This is a genomic window from Kordia sp., from assembly GCF_965283645.1.
Classification (GTDB): Bacteria; Bacteroidota; Bacteroidia; order Flavobacteriales; family Flavobacteriaceae; genus Kordia.
In genome coordinates this window covers 4519977-4546616 of the sequence record NZ_CBDIPG010000001.1, presented here as the reverse complement: position 1 = coordinate 4546616, position 26640 = coordinate 4519977, and the positions used below count along the sequence as shown (strand labels likewise).

Sequence of the window (26640 nt, the reverse complement as noted above, 5' to 3'; positions counted from 1 at the left end):
ACAATATGCTAGATACAAATCACAAAGAAAAAGCAGCCTTTTTTAGAGAAAATGGATACGCTGTCGTTGAAAAAGTTTTTGACGAAGAAGCCATAAAAGCATTTTCTGAGTATTTCCTAATGAGTGAAAACCGACAAACGTTGGACAGTCGTTTTTACAACTTGAATGCTCGAAAAATAAAATATGGTAACGAACTAGGAGACAGTATTTTACTATCCTTAAAACCTATTGTAGAAAAAATCACAGGATACAACTTACATCCTATGTTTTCATTGTCTTGCGTCTATAGAGAAGGTGCAGAATTAGGAAGACATAAAGATTCTGAAAGTTCTACTATTAGTGCCACATTAACTTTAGGATGCAATCCTAAAACTGGATGGAATATTTTACTTGACGATAAGGGCGTAACCAAAGAAGCTGTTATGGGACAAGGAGATTTTTTAGTGTTCAGAGGAAACGAAATGACACATTGGCGTGAACCTTTTACGGGAGAATTTCAAATACAGGTATTCATGTTTTATACAGATGCAGACGGACCTTTTGCCGAAGAAGCCAAATATGACGGAAGAAAACAACTCGGAAAACCAAAATCACTACTGCAACTATCCAAAAAAGGACTCAAAATAGTAAACCTGCGTTTAAAGAGACTATTCAGAAAATAAAATATAACCTACTGCTACTCCATATATGGCTAACATCTGTTTCATCATATTCAATCAACCAAGTCACTACAATGCGACCTTTGCTATTGCACGCGCACTAGAAAAAAAAGGGCATTCCATTACGTATTTAAGTCATAATGAATCGCAAAAAGCTTATGTAGAAAAACAAGGTTTTCCACTAAAACGAGTTTTCAAAGATTGTTACTACAAACATGAAGGACAAACAGTTGCAGATGAAAATGATTATACAAGACCGTTTAAAATTTTAAAAGAAGTTATTGCTCAAACCAAACAACTAAAAAACATTTTTTTAGAAGGAATAGAAATACAACAACTCATTGATCGTGAAAAACCTGATCTATTTATTATTGATTATTCATACGTTCAATACTATTTCAGTCTGCAAAAATTTGACATTCCAATTGTAATGTTAGAAACTACGGTAAGTAGTGTCCGAACTCCAAAATATCCAGGCGTTTTTTCTACACTAATGCCAGAAGACTCTACGCTTGGAAACCTTAAAATTTCACTCAGTTGGAAGCGCTACTATTTAAAAAGATGGATGGTTAACACATGGTATAAAATACTATTCAGAGGATACGATCCGAGTTCGTTTATCAATCTATTAATTAAACAAACTGGTTTTCCAAAAAATAAAATTGATCGGTCTAGAGCATTTTATGTCGGAATTAAAGGTGTAAAAGAATTGGTTTTATGTGAAAAAGCATTTGATTTCCCTGGAAGAAACATTCCAGATCAATACCATCTTTGCCCAATTATAGACCAGCAACGAACAGGTGCTTTTACAACGGTTTCCAAAAACAAGACTATTGAAGTAATAAACACAGTAGAAGTATTAAATTCACTAGAGAATACACAACATATAATCTATGGTTCACTCGGAAGTTCTGCTTCGTTATGGTTTCATGATAGAACCACATTTTTCAAAAAATTAATCGATGCTGTTAGAAACTTAGACAACTGTATGTTGGTGCTTTCTGTTGGAAAAAACTTTGATCAAACCTCGTTAGGAACTATTCCATCACATGTATACATCTATGAAAGAGTGCCACAATTGGAAATACTCAAAAAAACGAACCTCATGGTAACGCATGGTGGACTCAACTCTGTAAACGAATGTATTTTTAATGGTGTTCCAATGCTTGTAGACACGTTAGGATTGCCTTATGATCAAAATGGAAATGCAGCAAGAGTTGCATATCACGGCATGGGACTTCGTGCAAACATTAGAAAAGAAGCGACCACAGAAGTAACGAAAAAAATAAAACACATTCTAAATCAATCATCATTCAAAGAAAATATTCTAAAAATGCAAGAAAAGTATAAAAACGCGCAAGATGCCGCAAAACATGCACACATCGTTGAACAATTTTTAGAACACACACACACACTAATTAAGACAATATGAAAATAGTTCAAAGTTTTTGGTCCAAACCTATGCAAACACAATCTTCCGGTATTGAAGAAAGATTTAGTGGCGGTTGGTTAGACAAAAAATATTTATATATGAGTTGGGCATTGAGTTGTTTGCAATTCAGAAAGTATTTTGACAATGTAGAATTAGTTACTGATGCATATGGAAAAAAAATATTAATAGATACCCTAAAACTTCCATACACAAAGGTAACCGTTGCACTGGACGAATTAAATCCTTATCCGCAAGATCTTTGGGCATTGGGAAAAATATACGCATACAGCATTCAAAAAGAACCTTTTATACATGCAGATGGTGATGTATTCATTTGGGAAGATATAACAAACAAAGTCAAAGACGCTGCATTATACGTGCAAAGCTTTGAAGTAAACATGCCAGTATACCATTCGCATCTTTCTGAAGTATTAAACGCGTTTGAATACATTCCTGAAGTATTAAAAAATTTAACACCTAATGAAGATGTTTTAACAGCAATTAATGCAGGGTTATTTGGTGGACATGATTTAGATTTTATTCAAGAATACACAAAAACAGCATTCAAATTTGTAAATGATAACATGAATCATATGGACAAAATTACCAAAGGTCCTTTCAACATGATTTATGAACAATTGTTGTATTTCTATATGGCGAAACAAAAAGGAATACACATCTCATCTTACTTTGACGAACCCAATAATTTTGATCTAACCCAGTTTAGCGGCATCCCAAGTAAAACAAAATACATTCATCCCATAGGTGTTTTCAAAAAATCGTTAGAAGTTAATGAAAACGTTGCTCATAAACTTTTAACAGAACATCCCGAGGCGTATTTCCGCATTGACGAATTACTGAAAAACTTAACTGTATAATTTACTTTAAAAATAAAAGCACTTATTCGTAATGAATAACAACAAACAAATAGCATTACACAACAAAGCCGTTTCCATAATAGAAACGCAAATCACAACTGTCCAATTTGAAACTGCCGAAACAGTTAATCGCATTCAATTAGTCATAAAAGCAATTGAACTCGCTGATAAAAAAGAATACCTTCCAATGTTACACGCGCTGGCAGGTAATCTATTGGAGCAAAATAATTCCAGTACTTCCAAAGATTACAGTTTGTATCAAGGTCGTATGCAAACGGTATTTGCACTCATACAAGTTTCAAAAGTAACGAACGAAACTGCGTATCTTGACAATGCTTTGAAAATAGCAAAAGATTGCAATACTGAATTTCTACATGCTCCAGAAATTACAAACGGACTTTTTAAAGGAAGAGCAGGAACATTGTTGGCGCTACTCCATTTACACGAAGCTTCTACCCAAGAGTGGATTTTACCATACATTAAAACATATGCCGAAAAAATAATGCAAGAAGCCATTATTACCGACAATGGAGCTTATTGGGATCATAGTGCGCAACATGTAAAAGGTTTGTGTGACTTTGCAGAAGGAACTGCAGGAATTTCGTTTGTTTTTAGAGAATTGGCTTCATATTTCAACAATGAGGCATTCAATATTGTAGCACATTGGGCAACGGAATATGAAAATGCACAATGGAATACGGTACATCAAAATTGGGGAGATTATAAGAAGAAAATAACATCAAAAGAAGAATTTCTTTACTATATAAATACATATAAAAATGATGAACATCAAGCCTTTTCTTCAAACTACTCCAACCATTCTTGGAAACAGGGAAGTAGTGGCATCGTAGTTAGTGCGCAAAAATCGAGCAACTCACAACAATTGAATAACATCTTTACAATTGCTGAAAAACTAGCAAGTGAAGATTTAATCTATACCACTGATGCACAATTTTTTGGGGAAATTCAAACTTTATTTTATGCAGGAAACAAGCTAAAGAACAACGATTTTAAAGAAAAAGCACGCTCACTTCTGCTCGATCAAATGAAAAATTGTCAAGATCAAATTGCTTTAGCGCTGCTGTGTTTTGAATTGAGTAGTGATGAAATAAAATCGTCCGTGTATTGCCCAATATTAGAAAAAAGTAATTCGGAAAAAGCGGTATTAAATTTAGATTCTCAGCATGTAAAAAGTTTGCTACTTCAACGAACATTTCCAAAAAGTTTAGCATACTTAGCCAATGTTGCTCCGACAGAACTTGAAACCTTTCTTAATGAGGGAAAAAGCAGTGCAAGCTTTACAACGCTTCTATACAGTGTGTATAACAAAGTCGCTACGCTAGAAGATGTTTCCTCACAAATGGAAATCTTATTGGAAAAAGCACAATTTGAAATGTTTACACCAAACAGGAACAATGTATTGCTATGGATTCAAAAAATAGTGATGCAACAACGTTTCTCTGAAGCTTACGCAGACGCAGAAGAAATTGTGCTAAACAAAAATTTAGTACTTACTACTGAAGACATGAAGATGGTTAAAGTGTCTAACATGAAAGAAATTGATCTCACAAACCCTAATGAACATTCACTTGAAGGTTTTATCAATTATGGTATTGACACGTTTATGTTGCAAATGACAGACAAAGGAACAATTCATCAAACATCGTTACAGATGATAAAACTTATCTACGTCAATTTCATCACAGGAAATACAATTCAAAATGTCATTACACAGTTAACTCAATTTTTAGCCGGACAAGGTATTCAAGTTATATACGGAGTACGGAAAGCGTTATTTATTGATGATCATATAAATTTTGAAGTCGGACTCAAAAAAGCGTTAACCCGAATCACAATTGATATGGCTTACAATGGAATTTTGAAGCCGGTTGATGGAAAACTTTGGGCATAATAAACAATGATAAATAAGTAAAAAGGGGAACAATGAAATATACAAATTTGGTAGATGCACTGATAGATAGAGGAAGTAATCTTGAAGTAAACTTAGGAATTACCTATATCGGTGCTGGAGGAAAAGAAACGTATGTTTCCTATCCTGAATTATTCAAGCAGGCAAAAAATGTATTATTCAATTTGCAATCGCAAGGAATAAAAAAAGGTGACGAACTCTTATTTCAAATAACGTCTAACGAAACGTTTGTCCCTGTTTTTTGGGGATGTATTCTTGGAGGAATTATTCCTGTTCCTTTAGCAAATGCAAATAATGAAAACCTGAAACAAAAATTTATCAATGTTTGGGAAAAACTAAACAAACCCTACCTCATATCTTCTGAAAAGATAAAAGATAAACTGCTAGACCATTTACACAGCGAAAAAGAACATAAAAAATACGGAGAAGTAGTTACTCAATTTATTGACGAAGCTTCGATATACGAACTTACTGGAGAAGGAGAAATTCACCATCCGGACGAACAAGATATTGCATTTATACAATTCTCATCAGGTTCTACAGGGAAAGCAAAAGGTGTTGTATTATCGCACCAAAATTTAGTAGTGAACGTATATGCCATGCGAGATGGAATTGAACCAAGACCAGAAGGCGAACGTTTTTTAAGTTGGTTGCCGCTTACACATGACATGGGAATTATTGGTTTTCACTTCGGTCCCTTTATTGCAGGTTGGAATCAATACCTAATGCAAACGGAAGTATTTACCAGAAGACCAAATATATGGCTCGATAAAATATCAGAAAATAACATATCAACTGCCGTTTCACCAAATTTCGGATACAGTTATGTGTTAAAATATTTTAAGCCCGAAGATGCCAACAATTTAGATCTTTCTTGTTTGCGCTACATTTTCAATGGAGCAGAACCAATATCATTTGATTTAAGCAAAAAATTTACTGAAGTTTTCATGCCTTTCGGATTCAGAGCAAACGTAATTACGCCAGTATACGGTTTAGCCGAAGCGAGTTTATGTGTTTCCATATCTAACTTGTCAACGCCGATGGAATGTGAATATATAGACAGAAGTTCACTTATTATTGGAGAAAAAGTAGCGAGTAGTACAGATAAAGAAAATGCTATAAAACTTGTAAAACTCGGAACCGTTGTTAATGATTGTGAAATGAGAGCTGTTGGAATTGATGGAAAAATAGTCCCAAACAGAACTGTTGGTAAAATTGAAATAAAAGGAAAAAATGTCACCAAATCCTATTACAACGATCCTGAAATTTCTGCTAAATTGATTAATGACGAAGGTTGGGTTGACACAGGTGATTTAGGATATATTGACAACGGAGAACTTGTCTTAACAGGAAGAGTTAAAGATGTCATATTTATCAACGGAATGAACTTTTACGGTCATGATATTGAGTTTAAACTCGCTGGAAAAAATGATGAACTAGAATTGGGAAAAGTAATTGCTTTCGGATTTTATGATGAAATAGAAAAAACACAAAAACTAGGTGCTTTTATACAAACACGTAAAAAAGGAGATGCATTAGTAGCATTAGCAACCATTGCCAATGAAACAGTCTCTTCCATATTCGGAATCAATATTTCAAAAATAATTCCTGTAAAGAAAATTCCAAAAACAACAAGTGGAAAAGTGCAACGCTTTGTACTGGAAAAACAATTTCTAAACAATGAATTTACAGATCAAATCATTCAACTTGATGGTGTTACGCCAAAAACGAATGTTACAGAAACAAGTGATGATCCAGAAAACCCAAGTCGGCGGCTCCTTCCAACAGTAAAAAATGCCTGGAAACAAATTATTGGTTTAAAAGAAATTGATACATCAAAAACTTTCTTTGAATCTGGTGGTTCTTCTTTAAAAGCGTCGGAACTCGCCATAAAACTTTCGGATGAATTTGACATTCAGTTGCCTGTAGAAATAGTATTTGAATATTCTTTAATTTCAGAATTAACAGAAGAGATTAATCGACTTATTAATGAAAACCCAGTTGAAAACACTTCAAAAGAAATCATAACTCATGAAGAGTTTTTCCCATTATCTTCTGCGCAAAAACGATTGTATTATTTATATAAAAGCAATCCTACTTCGTTAGCGTATAATATACCAATTGCACTTTCCATTTCTGGAGAATTAGATAAAGTGAAAATTGAGAATACACTGAAAACTATCATTCAAAGACATGCTTCGCTTCGTACAACATTTGTTGAAAATGGCATGATTTCAACACAAAAAATTCATGAAAATATACCGTTTTCACTTTCTTATGAAGAAGTAGACGAAAAAGATGTAGCTGAGAAAACAAAAGCATTTGTACAACCATTTGATTTGCAAACTGCTCCATTAATCAGATCAGCAGTATTTAAACATGAAGCAAAAAAATATACTTGGATTATTGATCTTCCCCACATTATTGCTGACGGATTGTCCATGAGTGTTTTATATAGAGAATTTGTCCAATGTTACAATAACGGCGAAATAGCAACTATTGATTTTAACATTCAAGAATATATTGCAAAAGAAGAACAATTTAGAAATACGAAAGCATATGAAGCACAAGCTACGTATTGGAAGGAAAAATTTAATGATTCCATTCCTATACTAGACTTACCTTTAGATCACAATCGTCCAACAGAAAAAAGTGAAAAAGGCGATCGAATTCCATTTGAACTTGATGCTACACTAACGCAACAAATACGAACGGTAGCTAAAGAACACAATGTAACTGTGCACACTTTAGTATTGAGCGTCTATTATATATTGCTTTCAAAATATAGCCAACAAGAAGATATAGTTGTTGGCGTACCTGCTTCAATACGAAATACGCAATCATCTCTAAATGGTTTTGGAATGATGATCAATATTTTAGCACTGAGAGCACAACCAGAATCAGGCAAAAAATTCACTGACTTTTTAAACGAAGTTAGCGAGCAAATTGCTGGTGCCTACAAAAACAAAGAATATCTTTTTGAAGATTTGGTAGATTCTGTTGTAAAACAACGAATCATAAATCGTCAACCCGTTTTTGATGTTGTATTTACGTTTCAAGACATGAAACTTCCAAACTTCGATGTGCTCAATTGGAATGCGTCTTTACAACCTTTACATACAGGATACAGTAAGTTTGATCTTTGGCTAGAAATTGTTGACCTACAAGAAACATTACAAGGAAGTTTTGAATATGCAACTGATCTATTTTCAAAAGAAAACATTACACAATTTACAGTGCATTTCAATACATTATTAAAGAATATAGTACAACAACCAGCTCAAACACTGTCAAACGTTGAATGTCTTCAAAAAGAAGAAAAAACAGCGTTAATAACACTTTTAGATCATACAAACGTAGCGTATCCTAATAAAACCATCTGTGATATTTTTGAAACTGTAGCAACAAATAAATCAGGTAATACTGCTATTGTGTACAAAAACACAACTCTATCGTATAAAGAATTACACCAAAAATCCGATCAAGTAGCAGCATATTTAACAAAAGAAAACATTCCTCAAAATCAACCAATTGCATTACAATTTGAACCATCTATAAAAATGATTGTTGCTATTATTGGTATATTAAAATACGGTTGTTCATATGTGCCCATTGATCCTTCACTTCCTGAAAAAAGAAAAAAATTCATCTTAAAAGATAGCAAATCATCAGCATTGCTAACAAGTGAGACATTTACAAACATTGATAGTTCTATAAAAACAATTTCGATAGAATCTATTGAAAAAGAAGAGGTTTCAGGTTTCAAAAAAGCTTCAATACATCCAAGCGACGAAGCATATATCATATACACTTCAGGAACTACGGGAACACCAAAAGGAGTTTCTATTTCTCATGAAAATATAGTTCGATTATTCTTTAATGCTGAAAATAAATTTGATTTTAACGATACAGATGTTTGGTCATTATTCCATTCATACAACTTTGATTTCGCTGTTTGGGAACTATTTGGGGCATTACTTTTTGGTGGAAGCTTAGTAATTGTTCCAAAAGATATTCGAAAAGATGCATTCAAATTTTATGAGCTACTGGCAGAGCAAAAAGTGACGGTACTTAACCAAACGCCTTCTGCATTCTATAACCTTTCTACAGTAGCAAATACAAAGACTGTTGCTAATCTTGCTGTACGATATGTCATTTTTGGCGGTGAAGAACTTATGCCAAAGCAATTAGCAACGTGGCATCAGAAATACCCTGAAACAAGGTTGATAAATATGTATGGAATTACTGAAACAACTGTGCATGTAACTTATAAAGAAATTGGGGAAACGGAAATTGAAAGCAATTCTAAAAGCATAGGAAAACCGATTCCAACTTTAAAAGCTGTGATTTTAGATGCCAATTTAAATATAGTACCAAAAGGCGTAAAAGGCGAACTCTTCATCGGTGGAAAAGGATTGAGTAAAGGATATCTCAACAATATTGAACTTACCAATGAAAAGTTTATCAATGATCCATCTAATGAAAATCAAAAACTATATCGTACAGGCGATTTGGCACGCATAAACTCTAATAACGAACTGGAATACTTTGGTCGATTGGACGAACAAGTACAAATTCGTGGTCATCGTGTAGAGCTACAAGAAATTGAAGAATGCTTACGCAAGTACGCTACTGTAAACAATGTAACTGTTATAGCTTATAAACTTGGTAATGAGCACGTATTAAGTGCTTACTACACTTCAGAAACTACAGTTGACGAACATGATTTTAGAAGTTGGGCGGCTACGGTAGTGCCAAACTACATGATTCCTGCATTTTTCAACAAACTCGATTCAATGCCATTAACAAGCAATGGTAAAATTGATAAAAACCGTTTTGAAAGACCTGAGAGCTTTCTGAAAGAAACAACAACGGTAAAACCGACAAATGAAGTCGAAGCTACTTTAGAAGACATATGGTCAAAAGTACTTGGTCTTGAAAAACAATACATCAGTACAGATAAAAACTTCTTTGAATTAGGTGGAAGTTCTATCAAAATTGTCAACGTCGTCAGTCAAATTGCAGAAGCCAATCTTGGAGAAGTTTCCGTAGTAGATGCATTTAAATATCCAACCATAAAAATGTTGGCATCACATTTAACAAAAGGAAAACAAACTTCCGAAAATTTAAAACGTGATGATAAAATTGTTGCCAAAGGAAAAGAAAGATTAAAACAACGATTTAAAAAAGCAAAAAAGTATAAAACATAAATCCAATCAAACAAAATAATAAAACGGCAGTATAACTTATGAATGGATTAGAAATAGCAGTAATTGGAGTAAGTTGTAGATTTCCAAAATCTATAAACCTTCACGCCTATTGGAAAAACCTCATGGAAGGAAATGAACTCATTTCATTTTTCTCTGATGAAGAATTACGCAATCTTGAAATTGATGAATCACGCATAAAAGATTCAAAATTCGTAAAAGCTTCAGGTGTATTAAGTGATGTAGATTGTTTTGATGCTAATTTTTTCGATTACACACCAAAAGAAGCACTCAGAATGCATCCAAGTACGCGAATATTTCACGAATGTGTTTGGCACGTACTTGAAGACGCTGGCTATGATCCGTTTACTTATAAAGGATTAATTGGCATGTACGCTGGAAGTTCACAGAGTTTAGAGTGGAATTTAGATGCTTTTCAAAATGCAACAAGTGATACTGAAAAATACCAAACGTATATTCATTCGCCACAATTTATGGCATCACGTTTGGCGTATAAAATGAACCTAAAAGGACCTGTTTCGCTAATCAATACTGCTTGTTCAACTTCGTTAGTTACGATTCAGGAAGCTTGTAAAAGTTTATTAATTGGTGAATGTGATTTGGCTGTTGCCGGAGCTGTTTCTGTTCACAAATCAATCACTCCAGGATACGAATATCAAGAAGGTATGATCATGTCTGTTGATGGACATTGCAAAGCTTTTGATGAAAATGCTACAGGAACTGTTCCAGGTGATGGCGCAGGAACGGTATTATTAAAACGTTATGAAGAAGCTGTAGAAGACGGTGATCGTATTTATGCAGTTATAAAAGGTGGCGCTGTTAACAATGATGGAAACAGAAAAGTTGGATATACTGCGCCAAGTATTGAAGGACAAATACAAGTAATTCAATCTGCAATTCAAGTTTCGGAAATTGAACCAGAAAGTGTTTCATTTATTGAAACGCATGGTACAGGAACAAATATTGGCGATCCCATAGAAATTGAAGCTTTAAAAACAGTGTACGGAATGCCCGAACGTACGGAATGTTATTTAGGCGCTTCAAAAACCAACTTAGGCCATTTGGATGTTGCCGCAGGAATGGCAGGATTTATCAAAACGGTTATGGCGTTACATCACAAAAGCATTCCTCCTACTTTACACTTACAAACGCCAAACAAAAAGATTCAATTCGAAAAAACACCGTTTCAAATCAATACAAAAGCAATAGATTGGAATACACAACAAACGCCATTACGTGCCGGAATTAGTGCTTTTGGAATAGGTGGAACCAATGCACACATTATACTAGAAGAAGCTCCTGAAAAAGTAGTTTCAACAGAAAAACAAGAAACCTATACAATTCAGCTTTCAGCGAAATCATCACAATCTTTACAAACCATTAAGCAAGAATTATCAGATTACTTAGTGGCAAATCCTGAAATTTCACTTGGAGATATTGCTTTTACACTAAATAAACGTGCTTCACTTCCAATTCGAGAAAGCTATCGTTGTAAAAATATTGAAGAATTACAGAACAACTTACAAAAAGAAGTTCCTGTAACCATACCTCCACAAAAAAAGAAATTGGTGTTTATGTTCTCAGGACAAGGCGCACAATTTGTAAATATGGGGAAAGCCCTTTATGAGCAAAACGTCTTTTTTAAACAAGAATTGGATACTTGTTTGCAAACATTGCACAACTATACTGGAATTGATTACAAGGAAATTATATATCCGAAAAACTCTGAAAGTGTAGCTTCTCAAATAAACGAAACTGTATATACACAACCACTTTTATTCGCTTTTGAATATGCCTTAACAAAATATCTAATGCAGTTAGGTTTACAACCTGATTATATGATTGGACATAGTTTAGGTGAATATGTAGCCGCTTGTATTTCAGGAGTTTTTGAACTTGAAGATACATTAAAACTCATCGTTGACAGAGCAAAACTAATGCAGTCAATGGAAGCTGGTACAATGATTAGTGTAATGCTTTCTGCCTCTGAAGCTGCACAATATACAAACGATTTGGTTTCAGTAGCTGTAATCAATACACATAAAAACTGTGTGCTTTCTGGAACTCATGAAGCAATTCAAAAATTACAAACTGTTTTCAAAGAAAAAGGAGTCATTTCCATTCCATTAAAAACATCACACGCTTTCCATTCACACATGATGGAAGGAATGTTGGAAGCATATTTACTAAAACTAAAAACGATTACAAAAGGAACTATTCAAATTCCATACATTTCTAATCTAACAGGCGAATTCATTACGCAAGAAATGGTAAACGATGATGCATATTGGATAAATCATTTGAGAAACACGGTAAACTTTGCCAAGGGAGTTGATACCTTAAAAGATGAAGGAACGACACTATTTCTTGAAATTGGCCCTGGAAATACACTTACTAGTATTGTAAAATCGCACTTAGGAAAAGATTACAAAAATATTGCTTGGAATACAGGCAAAAAAGCAAATGACACGATCAATGCTAATGAACTGCTCATCCAACGAATTGGAATGCTTTGGGAAAAAGATTTCATTTCAACAATTGCATGGCAAGCAAAAAACGAAACAAGATCAGTTATATCATTACCTGCGTATCCTTTTACTAAAACGAAGTTTGAAAAGAAAAAACAATCGTATGGTAAAACAAGTAAAGAGCTTAATTATTATACTCCAAATTGGATTCGCAGAAAATTACCTGTAAACAATATTACGGAGAATGATGCTAAGAAAACTTGGCTACTTTTTACTGATAAAACTTTATGTAGCGAAATACTCATACAAAATGAATTTTTAGCAAATCAAGAAGTAATATTTGTTAGTCGATCTGAAACCTATAAACAGCTTAGTGATACTGAAATATGTATTAATCCTGCTGAAGCATCACATTATCAACTCGTTTTTGAACAACTTACTTCTAAAAACATAGAAATCATCTATTTATGGAATCTTGAAACAAACAACAATATTCCTAAAAATGATCAAATATATACGTCGTTTTACAATTTACATCGATTGGTAAAAGCATACAATGCTGTAAACTCATCTTTACAACTTCATATAGATGTCGTAACAGATTCGCTTCACAACATATTTGGTGATGAAAGTAAAAACTCTTTACAAGCAATACTACAAGCAATGTTGATTGCTATCAATAAAGAATTTGAACATATTACAACAAGCACAATCGATATTCAACTCACAAACAATAGTATTGATGAAGTTACAACTAACGAACTCATTAAAGAATTTAAATCAACTCATAAAGAAATAGCTAGTGCATATAGAAATGGGCATCGTTGGATTCAAAGTTATGAAGAATATGATGTTACAAGCACTAAAATAGCTACTGTAAAAAACGGCAACACATATATTATTACTGGCGGATTAGGCGCTATTGGGTTAGAAGTTGCGTTAAGCATTGCCAATCAGGCAAATTCCAACATTATATTCATCAATAGAAGTGCTAAAAAAATTGATCCAACTAAAAGCTGGAAACAACAACTTGAAAATGCTACATCTGAACAAACAAAACAGTTGCTTCAAAAGTTAATTGCAATAGAAACACTTGGTTCAAATACAGAATTAGTAATTGCAGATATTACCGAAAAAGAAGATGTTCAAAAAGCAATAACAAACATTAAAGAAAAATATAAAACGATCAATGGTGTACTACATGCGGCAGGAATTGCAGATTATGGAGGCTTTTTAATTCACAGATCGGAAGCGTCAATACAACAGGTTCTTTCGCCTAAAATAGAAGGAACTTTACATTTAGCAACAGCGTTAAAAAATGAAGAATTAGACTTTTTTGTACTATTTTCTTCTTTAGCTTCAGTATTTGGAGCGTATGGACAAGCGGCATACGTTGCCGCAAATAATTTCTTAGATACATTTGCGAAAAACACCAACTATTTACAAAAATGCAAGTTGGTTACCAGTGTCAATTGGACAACGTGGAAACACATGGGAATGGCCGCTCCTACCAAAAGAACGAATGCATCAATTGATGAAATCAGCATTACAAAAGAACAAGGTGTAAAAGCGTTGCAAACCATTCTATCATTACAAGAATCACAAATGATTGTACTCGATAGAACACTGAAACAACTACAAGAAGAAAGTGAAAACTTCTTTCAAAATAGACTTCAAAAAAGTGAAAACACTGTAAAAACAGTAAAACTATCTAGAGCAGAATTAGGTTTAGATGGTACTTATATCGCTCCTGAAGGAGAACTTGAATTACAACTAGCAAAATTAGTTGAAGCGCAAGTTGGAACTTCAGAAATTGGTGTACAAGACAACTTTTTTGAATTAGGATTGACTTCATTAGACATCACAGAATTGAATGGGAAATTAAAAGAAATCACGAAAGAAACGGTTACAATTACTGATTTCTTCAACCATCCAACCATTCGTGAATTGGTAACATATATAGAAGGAGTTATTCCAGAAGAAGAAATAGTTGAACAAGAAGACAGTTTAGACATCTTAAATCGATCATTATCTTTTTTTAACCTGAATAATGAGCAAGAAAATGAATAAGAAAACAGAACGAACAGGAATGGAAATCGCTGTCATAGGCATGCACGGCAGATTTCCTGGCGCAAAAAACATAGGAGATTTTTGGAAAAATCTATCCGAAGGGAAAGAAAGTATTACCTTCTTTTCTGATGAAGAAGCCAACCAAAAAACGTTTCACAAAGGCATAACTACATTAGAAAACCATGTAAAAGCAAAAGGAGAATTGGAAGATGTTGATTGCTTTGATGCACGTTTTTTTGGATATGCCGCCGCAGAAGCAAAAGTGATGCATCCGCAAACGCGATTGTTTCATCAATCTTGTTGGTCTGCTTTGGAAAATGCAGGAATGGATCCTGAAAATTTAAAAGAAAAAGTTGGATTATTTGGTGGAAGTTCTTCCAGTTATGAATGGAGAAAAGAATTGGCAAAAGCAAGCACTACTGCCTTTGACGAATATGCAAACTCATTGCTTAGCGATAAAGATTTAATGATTTCAAGAGTTGCACACAAACTCAACTTAAAAGGTCCTGCAATTGCTGTTCAAACAGCTTGTTCTACAGCATTAGTTGCCATTCACCTTGCATGTAGATCGTTATTAATGGGCGAATGTAAATCAGCTTTGGCTGGTGGTGTTTCTGTAAATTTATTAAACGAAGGCGGATACATTCATGAAGAAGGAATGATTCTTTCGCCAGATGGACAATGCAGACCATTTGATAAAACTGCAAGCGGAACGGTGTTTAGTGATGGTGTCGGTGTTGTAGTTTTAAAACGTTTAAATGATGCAATTGCTGCTAACGATACAATTCATGCAGTTATAAAAGGTTCTGCCACTAATAACGACGGACATCAAAAAGTAGGATACACTGCGCCTAGTTACCAAGGTCAAAAAGAAGTTATAAAATCAGCGCTTCACATGTCGAGAGTTGCTCCAAAAACGATTAGTTTCATTGAAACTCATGGTACTGGAACATTTTTAGGCGATCCAATTGAAGCAAAAGCACTAACAACCGTCTTTAAAGATCAAAAAGAAAAATCGTGTGCATTAGGTTTTGTAAAAGCAAATATTGGACATTTAGATGCTGTCGCTGGAATTGCTGGAATGATTAAAACGATATTATGTCTTAAACACAAATCGATTCCGCCACATCCAAATTTTAAAAATTTAAATCCTGAAATAAACTTCAAAAACAGTCCGTTTTTCATCAATGATCGTTTGATGGACTGGAAAAATGAAGAATTTCCATTAAGAGCTGGTGTTAGTAGTTTTGGTATTGGTGGAACAAATGTTCATATTATTCTGGAAGAAAGTCCGCAAGAAGCAAAAAACAGTGTACCTGATAAAACTCAACTACTTACTTTTTCAGCAAAAACAAAAGAAGCGTTACAAACACAACTACATACATATACAGAATTTTTTAAAAAACATCCAACATTACAGCTTGGAAATGTTGCATATACACTATCAAAAAGATCACAATTTAAATACAGAACTGCCATCATAGCAAACAGTATTTCTGATGCTATTGCGCAAATGGAAGCCAAAAATTGGATTGATAACGATACAGAACATATAACTTCTAGTGATTCGCATGAAAAAAATGCTATTCTAACAGCACATGCACAATCATGGTGTCAAGGAAATGATTTAGATCGAAAAACCATTGATCTTGATCAAAGTTATCACTTATGTGATTTACCGTCGTATTCGTTTGCTAAAACTAGATTTCCATTAAAACTAGAAACGTCTTCTGAAATTGAAAAGACAACTGAAAAAAGCGCAAAATCTAAAGAAACTCATGACTGGTTTTATACAACAGAATGGGCACGTGACATTGTTCCTTTAAAAACAAACAGTGTAGAAAAAAGTGCAGAAAAATGGTTGCTATTTTATGAGAAAAGTATATTCAATGATGTTTTAATTCAAAAAATAAAAGAAAAAAATGCTTCTGTAATTCTTGTTCAAAAAGGAATAGCATACACAAAATCTGATGCGTATAACTATACAATTTCCAATACAAAACCTGAAAATGATCGTTTAGTTGCTGACTTGCTAACTAACAAACATAAAATTAATACGGTTTTATACTTGTGGAATGATGCTGACAGTGAAACCAGCACTTTTGTAAATTACATAGCACTAATCAAAACTATTATAAACAATGATATTTTTGCTAAAAACGCAGTTGTAACCACACTTTCTACTAACGCTTTTGATGTTATTGGATTAGAAACTGAAATAGCACCTATAAAAAGTACGTATTGCGGACTTGCAAAAGTAATAAACAACGAGTTTGCTACTATCCAAGCCAAACATATTGACATTGCATTGTTCGAAAATATTCAAACATTAAATGATCATAACGTATACGCAGAAAAAATAATCTCAGAAATCAAAAGTACAGCTACAGATGCGCTCGTTGCGTATCGTGGAAATCACCGTTGGATTCAAAAAATAAGCAAACTACATCTTGAAAAGATAAAAGAAACTTCAATTCAAATAAAAGAAAAAGGAGCTTATATTATTACTGGAGGATTAGGTGGCGTCGGATTAACATTGGCGGCATACTTGGCTGAGAAAAGTAACTGTAGACTTATATTGACGACACGTCGTTTGTTTCCAGAAAAAAGTGATTGGGAAAAAAATCTACACGATGAGACCATTTCTTCATCACAAAAAGAAACAATTATCAAGCTGAAAGCAATTGAAGCAACTGGATCCGAAATTCTAATCGCCAAAGTAAATGTTGCTGACGAAATTGGCATGAGCACTCTTTTTGCCGCTGTAAAATCTGAATTTTCAAAAATTAATGGTGTCATTCATGCCGCAGGAATTGCTGACGGAAGTCTGCTACGATTCAAAGAAACGGATCAAATACGAAATGTATTGGAAGCCAAAGTTGATGGAACAATCATCATTAATAATTTGATAGAAAATGAAAACTTAGATTTTGTAATTCTATGTTCTTCTCTAAGCTCTTTATTAGGCGAAATTGGGCAAGCCGCGTATGTTGCTGCAAATGCTTTTATGGATCATTATGCGCAATCTAAATACAATTCTGGAACAACGAGAGTTGTTTCTGTAAATTGGGATCGTTGGTTGGACACTGGAATGGCAAAGAAAACAAATGCACTATACGATGATGAATCTGAAAATGATTTAATCGGTTTAACAGCTACTGAAGGTGTTGCCGCTTTTAAAGAAATTCTTTCGCTCAACATTCCAACTATTGCGGTATCTGTAACAGATTTAGAAACGCGAATCAGTAATGAATCTGAACGCTTACAATCATTTTTAGGAGACACAAACGATGACGAAATAACATCCGTTTTAAATACAACACAAGTTGAAAAAGGAGTTACTGATATTTTTGAAAAAATACTAGGCGAACGTCCAAAACTTCAAGAAAATTTCTTTGAGTTAGGTGGCGATTCACTAAATGCACTTCGATTGCTTTCAATAATTCAGAAGCAATATAAAACAGAGCTTTCGTTAGAAGTATTCATGGCAAACTCAACTGTAGAAGCGATCATTACACGAATTATGACATCTCAAAATTCGTTTAGATCAAGTGAAATTTCTTCTATCGGAAAAAGTACACAATACACCGTTTCTTCGGCTCAAAAAAGAATTTATGTGCTTCAAGAATTAGATAGAACAAACGTTTCGTATAACATGTTGCAGGTATTGCGTTGTAGCAATATGAAAATTGATCGTTTGCAAAATGCTTTTCAGAAATTACTAGAACGACATGAAATTCTTCGCTCCTACTTTGTCTTAGACCAAGGAACGCCTGTAATGAAAATACAAGATTCCTTAACGCTTAACATTGAACATCATAAATTTGATCCTGAAAATTTAGCAACAACAATACAAGAATTTGTACGTCCATTTAATTTAAACACGCCGTCATTAATTCGTGTTGGAATGCTTCAAAACGAGCAAGAAACCATCCTATTGGTAGACATGCATCACATTATTTCGGACGGTGTTTCTTTAAATATTTTGATTCGTGATTTAATGGCTTTTTATGAAGATGAAACGCTTCAACCATTACCCGTACAATACAAAGATGTTACGGCTTGGCAATTGCAAAAAGCATATCTAGAAAGTTTAGATACACAACGAAATTTCTGGAAAGAAAAAGAATTAGAAACTATTCCTGCGTTAGAATTACCAATTGATAAAGCACGGAAAAAGAAAACTACGAATGGAAAAATTTTCCAGTTTAAACTTTCTAAAGAAAATGAACTACAATTACAAGAATTCACAAAAAAATACGAGTTCACCAATTTCAACGTATTACTAAGTGCTTTTTATGTATTGCTTTCTAAATTATCCAATCAAAAAGAAATCATTATTGGAACTTCTGTTGTTGGAAGATCGCATCCTGATATGGAAAAATTGGTTGGTTTGTTTGCAAACACAATTCCATTAAAAGCAACTATACATCCAACAACAAAATATATTGATTTCATCAAAAATGTAAAGAAAGAAACTGAAACTTGTTTTGAAAATCAAGAACTTCCATTTGAAGAATTAGTAGCAGATTTGTCCCTTTCATGGGCTACAGATCGAAATCCATTATTTGATGTAATGTTCGATTTTAAAAAACAATCAAACATTCTGAAAAGTACTACTAATGATTTAATTATTGAACGAATTACTGACTTTGAAGATCATCAGACTACATCTAAATTTGATCTTTCATTAACAGGTTTTGAAAGTGATAAAGGCATTCGATTCAATCTTGAATATGCAACCGATCTTTTTCTTGATGCAACAATTGAACGTTATGCCGTTTATTTTAATGAAATTCTTTCACTGTTCTTTGCAACTCCAACTTTAAGCATTACAAGTGCATTAAAAATCAATACAGCTGAAAGTGCATTTTTACATACTTATAATTCAACCGAAAAACCTGAATATTTAGGAAAAACAGTATTGGATGAATTCAAAAAGCAAGCACTTCGCATACCAAACGAAACAGCAATTGTGCATGAAAATGCTAAAATGAGTTATAAAGAATTAGATGAAAAATCGAATCAATTAGCTCATTATTTAATTGATGAATTGCATATAAAACCAGGCGATTTAGTCGCTACATTAGCTGATAGAAGCATCAATTTATTGGTTGGTATTTTAGGAATTTTAAAATCTGGAGCGGCGTTTGTTCCGATAGATCCAAAATATCCTGAAGAACGAATAAATCGTATACTTCAAAACGCAGCTATAAATACAGTACTTACTGAAACAACCTATTTCTTTGAAATTGCAATAAATGCTGAACATTTGTTTGCTTTAGATGCTCAATTAGACGGTATGGAACAACCAATTACGTCTCCAGAAATACCTATTAAAGCGAATCAATTAGCATACATTATTCATACTTCCGGAACAACTGGCATACCCAAAGGCGCTATGATTTCGCATGAAAATCTATGCAATTATGCATTATGGGCAACGGAAACATATATTGAAGACGATCATAGTTGTTTCCCATTATTCACCTCAATTTCTTTTGATTTAACCATGACTTCCATTTTTGTTCCCTTGATTAGTGGACAAACAATTGAAGTATATTCAGATAAAGAAACACCAACGGAATTAATAACTAATATTATTAAAGATGATCGCGTGCATCTTATGAAGTTGACGCCTACACACTTAAAAATCATCCTAAATTATTTTCAAGAACGTGGAATTTCAAATACCAATTTAAAAAGTATTATTGTCGGTGGTGAAGCGTTTTCAGTAGCTATTGCTTCAAAAATACACACATTATTTAATGGTAATGTTACTTTATACAACGAATATGGACCTACAGAAACGACCATTGGTTGTTCTGTACAAAAATATGATTTTCAATCACATACAGGACATGCTGTTCCAATTGGAAAACCTGTTGCAAACACGAAGATTTATATTCTGAATGAAGCATTAATACAAGTTCCATTAGGTGTTTTTGGAGAAGTATATGTTTCTGGAAACAGTGTTGGATTAGGATATCTTAACAATTCTGAAGAAACTCAGAAACGATTCCTGACAAATCCTTTTCAGCCAAATACTAAAATGTATAAAACTGGTGATGTTGCTAAGTTTACTGCCGATGGCGAATTAGTATATCACGGAAGAAATGACGAACAAGTAAAAATTCGTGGTTTTAGAATTGAAACAGGAGAAATAGAGAAAGAGATTGGTACGCTGTATCCGCAATTTCAAAATGTTTTAGTTGTTGTAAAAGAAGATACTTCGGGCGATCTTGTATTATATGCATACTATATTTCAGAGGAAGAAATTAAGGAAAAGGAACTACGCGAAAAGTTAGCAACACGACTTCCATCGTATATGATTCCGAATCATTGCATACAAATTTCGGAAATTCCAATGACGATAAATGGCAAGGTAAAATTGAGCGAATTGCCAAATATTTCCAATCAAAAAGCGGCAAACTATGAACAACCAATTTCTACGACTGAAATTGAATTGACAAAAGTTTTTGCAAATATACTTGATCAAAACCCTGAAACAATTGGCGTAACAAGCGACTTTTTTGATCTTGGCGGGCAATCATTAAAAGCTGTAACACTTAGTGCTCGTATTTATGAAGTTTTCAAAGTAGATATTAGTTTACACGAAATTTTTAAACAACCAAATGTACGCACATTGGCTACGTATATTGATCGTGCAGAAAACAGCATTGAAAAACAACCAATTTTAAAAGCTACACCAAAAGATTTTTATACAACTTCAAACGCACAAAAAAGAATATTTTTAGAACAACAATTACATCAACAAAGCACGATGTATAATACTGCGCTAAAAATTCCATTGAAAAATATAGATGCCAAAAAATTAGAGACAGCATTCAATATTTTAGTACAAAAACATGAAGCATTACGTACTTCTTTTCATATCGTAGAAAATGAAGTTGTACAGAAAATTCATGAAGAAAATACAATTCCATTTCAGACGAAAAGTTTTGATTCGCTTGATACAATTCAACAAATAGATACTACTTTTTTAATTCCTTTTCAGTTAGAAAACCCTGAATTGGTTCGTATTTTATTAGTACAGTTACCTGAAAATAAAAACATACTATATTTTGACATTCATCATATTATCTCTGATGCCGTTTCTGCTAAATTATTAATTCATAATCTCCTTGATTTATATCACGGAAAAACGATTTCAGAATCGGCTATTACCTATAAAGATTATGCCGAATGGGAAACGACTCAAATTGAAACGCAACCAACTACTAATTTCTGGAAACAACACTGTGCCAATGCAATACCAGTACACTTACCATATGATACAAATTCTGAAAATGCTCCAGAATCTTTAATTGGCAACGAAGAAAATTTTGTATTAAACACTTCAAAAACAGCACAACTAAGAGCTTTCTGCAATAGTACGAAACTAACAGAAGCTACAGTACTTTTAGGTGCTTTTGGAATCTTACTCTCAAAAATTAGTGGACAAGAAGACATTATAGTAGCAACGCCTTTCTCGGAAAGATTTAATGAAGAAACAAAACATATTGTCGGAATCTTTATAAAAACATTCCCTGTTAGGATGTTTCCTAAAAGCGAGCAAACTACTCTTGATTTTTTCAAAGAAATACAAGCAAAAGTATGGAACATTCTTGAACATCAAAAACAAACTATTGATGGCACATTGAATATTCCTAATGACGACTTTTTATACGATATTTTATTCTCATATCAAGAAAATGAAGGTTTAACGGATGCATTACAGCAAAGTGGGTTTTACGATGAAACTCAACCCATTGAAACAATTTTTAATGAAGTAAAATCTAAATTAATTTTTATGATTGATGATCAAGTAGCTGAAATTCAACTAAAAGTTGCCTACAGAAAAGAACTCTTTTTACAAGAAACTATTATACGATTAGCAACTTATTATCAAGAAATTATTGATGCGATTACGGAGAGTAAAGCAACTAAAATACAAGATATTAAACTTCAAAACCAACTAAACGAAGTGAGTACTGAATTACCAAATATGGACTTTGATTTTTAATATTAGAAGACAATGGAAACGAGAATGAAAGATCAATTACACATCATTGCAGCACAAAAGAAAAAGGAAAAGGCTTTTTGGCTTTCTCAATTTGAAGATATGCTAGAAGAAGACATACTTTCTGAAGTATTGGTTGCGCGTGCCGCAAAAGCAACTGCTGCTGTAGAAGAAATTTCTTTTTCTATTACTGATGAAACTTATGCACAATTGATGCGTATCTGTAAAAAATCGGATCATTCGTTGCATCTATTTTTACATACTGCGCTACTTGTATTACTATATAAATATACGGGAACAACAACGCAAACCGTTGGTACAACTGTCTACAAACAAGAGAATGATCATGAAAAAATGATCAATACGGTGTTGCCGTTAAAACAACATATTTCTCCAGAAGATTCCATTAAAAAAACACTTCTGAATACGCGTACTGTAGTAACAACTGCAATTGAACATCAAAATTATCCATTTGAAATTTTAAAACAACAACTACATCCGGAAGCTACAGTGTCAAATCCTGTACTTTTTGATGCAGTATTGTTATTAGAAAACATACATAACAAAAGTTTTCTTGGCGAATTACATCCGTTGTTATTGTTTACTTTTAATAACGATCAAACAGAATTAAAAGGAAAACTCTCGTACCAAGAAGGAAGACTTTCTAAAGAAATAACAACTGCGATTACTGTACATTTCAAATATGTTTTGCAACAAATCATACAACAATTAGATAGTTCAGTTTCAAAAATTTCGTTAATACCATCAGCAGAAGAGCAACAATTGGCAAACGGTTGGAATGCAACAACAAGTACCATTTCTCTAAATCAAACTATACACAAACTATTTGAAATACAAGCTGATACAACACCTAACAAGAATGCAATCGTTTTTGAAAATAATGCATTAAGCTATAAAGAACTCAATCAAAAAGCAAATACATTAGCAAGTGTTTTACAGCAGAAAGGAATTAGAAAAGGTGAAGTAATTGCTGTTATGACTTCTACTTCATTAGAAATGATCATTGCATTAGTTGCGGTGTTAAAAGCTGGTGGCAGTTTCCTTCCGATTGATCCTGCAAATCCTGATGAAAGAATTTGTGCAATTTTAAAAGATAGTAAAGTTCGGTTTGTAATGACCAATGAAGTTAAAACTGAAAACTTAACTTCTGAAGTAGATTTTATTAAAATAGACAGCGAAAAACTTATAGAAACTGAAGCAACATTTACAGCACATATTGGTAATTCTTCAGAAACTTGTTATGTTATTTATACTTCCGGATCTACAGGAACTCCAAATGGTGTAAAGGTTTCGCATAGCGCATTAGCAAACCTTTGTAATTGGCATAACGATTACTTTGAAGTAACAACAGAATCACGTGCTACAAAAATTGCAGGTTTTGGTTTTGATGCGTCTGTTTGGGAAATATTTCCCTATCTAATTCAAGGTGGAACACTTTTCTTAACATCAGACGCCATAAAATACGACATTCATAAACTTCATACTTTTCTTGAAGAAAATAGCATTACACATTCTTTTTTACCAACAAAACTGGGAGAAGCGTATGTACAACGTTATGATTGCTCTTCGTTAAAACATTTATTACTAGGTGGCGAAAAACTAGCACGCGTCAAAAAACGTTCCTACACCATTACAAATGCTTACGGTCCGTCAGAAAACGCCGTTGTTGCAACTGCTTATAAAATTACCAAAGACATTTATGATAACATTCCAATTGGGAAACCGATCACAAATACAAAAGCATATGTAATACAGCCAAAAACATTAGAATTATTGCCTTTAGGAATGTGTGGCGAATTGTGCATTTCTGGTGCAAGTTTGGCTAGCGGATACATGTCAAATGACGAACTTACAAAGCAGCGTTTTTGTAAAGACTTAATTAATGAAGGAGAAATTGTATATAGAACTGGTGATTTAGTTCGATGGAACGCAGAAGGAAATATTGAATTTATAGGACGAATAGATACGCAAATTAGTATTAGAGGATTTCGCATAGAACCACGAGAAATAGAAAGTGCCATATTAAATCTTATAAACGCCACACATTGTATAATTGTCAAGAAAGAAATTAACGAAACGGAAAGTGCTATTTGTGCGTTTATTGAAACAGCTCAAAAAATTGACATTGATACACTCAAAAAAGATTTAAAAAATCATTTGCCTGAATATATGATTCCTTTGTACATAGTTCAGCTAGAAAAACTTCCGTTGACAACTAATGGCAAAATAGCCGTTAAAAAATTACAACTTCCAAAACGAGAAACTCAAGAAATAATTGCTCCTGTCAATAAAATTGAAAAAGAGTTGATGCATATATGGAGTCGTATTTTAACCATAAATAATGCTAAACTAAGTACTACGGATAGCTTCTTCGAATTGGGTGGAAATTCGTTAGGAATTACACTTTTAAAAGCTAACATTCAAGATGTATTTAAAGTTGATTTTTCTGTAAAGAAATTATTTGAAATCGTAACTATAAAACGTCAAGCGGCTTATATTGAAACTGCAAATACGGTAACTATTGACAGGATTCCAAAAGCAATTTCCAACACAAAATATGCGGTATCATCTGCACAAAAACGAATCTTTTTTCACCAACAGTTGAATCCTTCGAGTACTATATATAATATTCCAAATGTATTTGAACTCAAAAATTATGATCTGAAAAAACTGGAAAATGCATTCCAACAATTAATTGCGCGATATGAAATTTTACGAACTTCTTTTGAGTTTCACATAAATGAACCTTTTCAAATAATTCATGATAGTATTGACTTTTCAATTGATGAAATTTACACAACCGTTTCCTCACTGAAAACGACACTAGAAAACTGTGTACAACCTTTTCAACTGGAAACTGGAAAACTGTTTAAGGTAGCAATTGTAAATAGCAATGACAATCAAACGTTCCTTTTTGTAGACATACATCATATGATTTGTGATGGAGTTTCTATCCTAATTCTACTAAATGAATTGATCGCTCTTTATGGTGGAGAAACGCTTTCAAATCCAAAGATACAATACCGCGATTTTTCAGAATGGGAACATGCAACTGCGCAACAAAAACGAAAAAAAGTACAAGAAAAATTCTGGCTAACAGAACTTCAAAAACCCCTACCAACAGTAAACTTAATTACTGATTACAAACGACCAGATCATGCGTCTTATGAAGGAAATACGCTGCATTTTAAACTTAATGTTGCTGAATTTGAAAATGTACAACAAGTCACGAAGACAAACGAAACTACCTTATTTGTCTTTCTCCTGACTACATTTAAAATTTTGCTATCAAAAGTTACGGCGCAGAAAGATATTATCATCGGAACTGCGGTCACTGGTCGCGAACATATGCAACTTTTAGAAACCATTGGAAATTTCGTCAATACAGTTTGTATTCGCAGTCAAGTTGAGGATGATGAAAGCGTAGCGGATTATATCAAAAGGTTAAAAGTTAAAATGGCGGAAATCTATGCCAACCAAACATTCCCTTTTGAGGAAATTGTAGAACTATTGGAAATTGAAAATGAAGCGTCAAGAAATCCAGTTTTTGATATTGCTTTTGTGCTTCAAAATATTGTAGATGAACAAATACAAACCGTTGACGAAAATGGTTTATCCATCATAAAAGTAGAACGACTCGCATTTACTGAAAATACCGCTAAAGTTGATCTTGTATTTACGGCAATTTTAGATGGCGATCAATTGGCATTTACCATTGGTTACAAAACAAAACTATTCAAAGAAAGTTCAATAACACAATTCTTTGAATATTATAAATATATACTGAATACAATCATAACAAATGATCAAACAAGTATAAAAGACATTAACCTTCCAATGAAGGTAAAAGAAGTACAAACCACAAAAATAGACAGTTTTAAAGAGGATTTTAATTTTTAAAAAATCCTGCTAATCAGCATTAACAATCTTA

The 26640-nt window shown here is 33.3% G+C and carries 8 protein-coding genes; all 8 read left to right on the top strand.

Annotated features, from left to right (window positions below; all coding sequences use genetic code 11):
• Positions 1–5: 5 nt before the first annotated feature.
• Genes ACQ654_RS20070 through ACQ654_RS20035 form a run of 8 tightly spaced genes read left to right on the top strand, consistent with a single transcriptional unit; the run spans position 6 to position 26609 of the window.
• Positions 6–662 (top strand): hypothetical protein, encoded by a 657-nt coding sequence (locus ACQ654_RS20070; RefSeq protein ID WP_430412127.1) that lies wholly within the window; start codon positions 6–8, stop codon positions 660–662.
• Positions 663–687: 25 nt separating this feature from the next.
• Positions 688–2091, top strand: coding sequence for a nucleotide disphospho-sugar-binding domain-containing protein (locus tag ACQ654_RS20065; protein WP_430412126.1), 1404 nt, complete (start codon positions 688–690; stop codon positions 2089–2091).
• Complete coding sequence (locus ACQ654_RS20060; protein WP_430412125.1) at positions 2088–2969, top strand: DUF6734 family protein; 882 nt, start codon at positions 2088–2090, stop codon at positions 2967–2969. The genes ACQ654_RS20065 and ACQ654_RS20060 overlap by 4 nt, the downstream gene beginning before the upstream one ends.
• Positions 2970–3000: 31 nt before the next feature.
• On the top strand, positions 3001–4881 hold the full coding sequence (locus tag ACQ654_RS20055) for a lanthionine synthetase LanC family protein (RefSeq protein ID WP_430412124.1): 1881 nt from the start codon (positions 3001–3003) through the stop codon (positions 4879–4881).
• Positions 4882–4913: 32 nt separating this feature from the next.
• Positions 4914–10109, top strand: a complete 5196-nt coding sequence (locus ACQ654_RS20050; RefSeq protein ID WP_430412123.1) for an amino acid adenylation domain-containing protein — start codon at positions 4914–4916, stop codon at positions 10107–10109.
• A gap of 38 nt (positions 10110–10147) precedes the next feature.
• The gene (locus ACQ654_RS20045) at positions 10148–14665 is read left to right on the top strand and encodes an SDR family NAD(P)-dependent oxidoreductase (RefSeq protein WP_430412122.1); all 4518 of its coding nucleotides are present in this window, start codon (positions 10148–10150) and stop codon (positions 14663–14665) included.
• Complete coding sequence (locus ACQ654_RS20040) at positions 14658–22691, top strand: amino acid adenylation domain-containing protein (RefSeq protein WP_430412121.1); 8034 nt, start codon at positions 14658–14660, stop codon at positions 22689–22691. Before ACQ654_RS20045 ends, ACQ654_RS20040 begins: the two co-directional genes overlap by 8 nt.
• Before the next feature lie 12 nt (positions 22692–22703).
• Positions 22704–26609, top strand: a complete 3906-nt coding sequence (locus ACQ654_RS20035; RefSeq protein ID WP_430412120.1) for an amino acid adenylation domain-containing protein — start codon at positions 22704–22706, stop codon at positions 26607–26609.
• Positions 26610–26640 lie beyond the last annotated feature (31 nt).

Bases quoted from the DNA above. Each gene is read 5' to 3' on its own strand.
- ACQ654_RS20070 (WP_430412127.1), top strand. From the start codon at position 6: ATGCTAGATACAAATCACAAAGAAAAAGCAGCCTTTTTTAGAGAAAAT.
- ACQ654_RS20065 (WP_430412126.1), top strand. From the start codon at position 688: ATGGCTAACATCTGTTTCATCATATTCAATCAACCAAGTCACTACAAT.
- ACQ654_RS20060 (WP_430412125.1), top strand. From the start codon at position 2,088: ATGAAAATAGTTCAAAGTTTTTGGTCCAAACCTATGCAAACACAATCT.
- ACQ654_RS20055 (WP_430412124.1), top strand. From the start codon at position 3,001: ATGAATAACAACAAACAAATAGCATTACACAACAAAGCCGTTTCCATA.
- ACQ654_RS20050 (WP_430412123.1), top strand. From the start codon at position 4,914: ATGAAATATACAAATTTGGTAGATGCACTGATAGATAGAGGAAGTAAT.
- ACQ654_RS20045 (WP_430412122.1), top strand. From the start codon at position 10,148: ATGAATGGATTAGAAATAGCAGTAATTGGAGTAAGTTGTAGATTTCCA.
- ACQ654_RS20040 (WP_430412121.1), top strand. From the start codon at position 14,658: ATGAATAAGAAAACAGAACGAACAGGAATGGAAATCGCTGTCATAGGC.
- ACQ654_RS20035 (WP_430412120.1), top strand. From the start codon at position 22,704: ATGGAAACGAGAATGAAAGATCAATTACACATCATTGCAGCACAAAAG.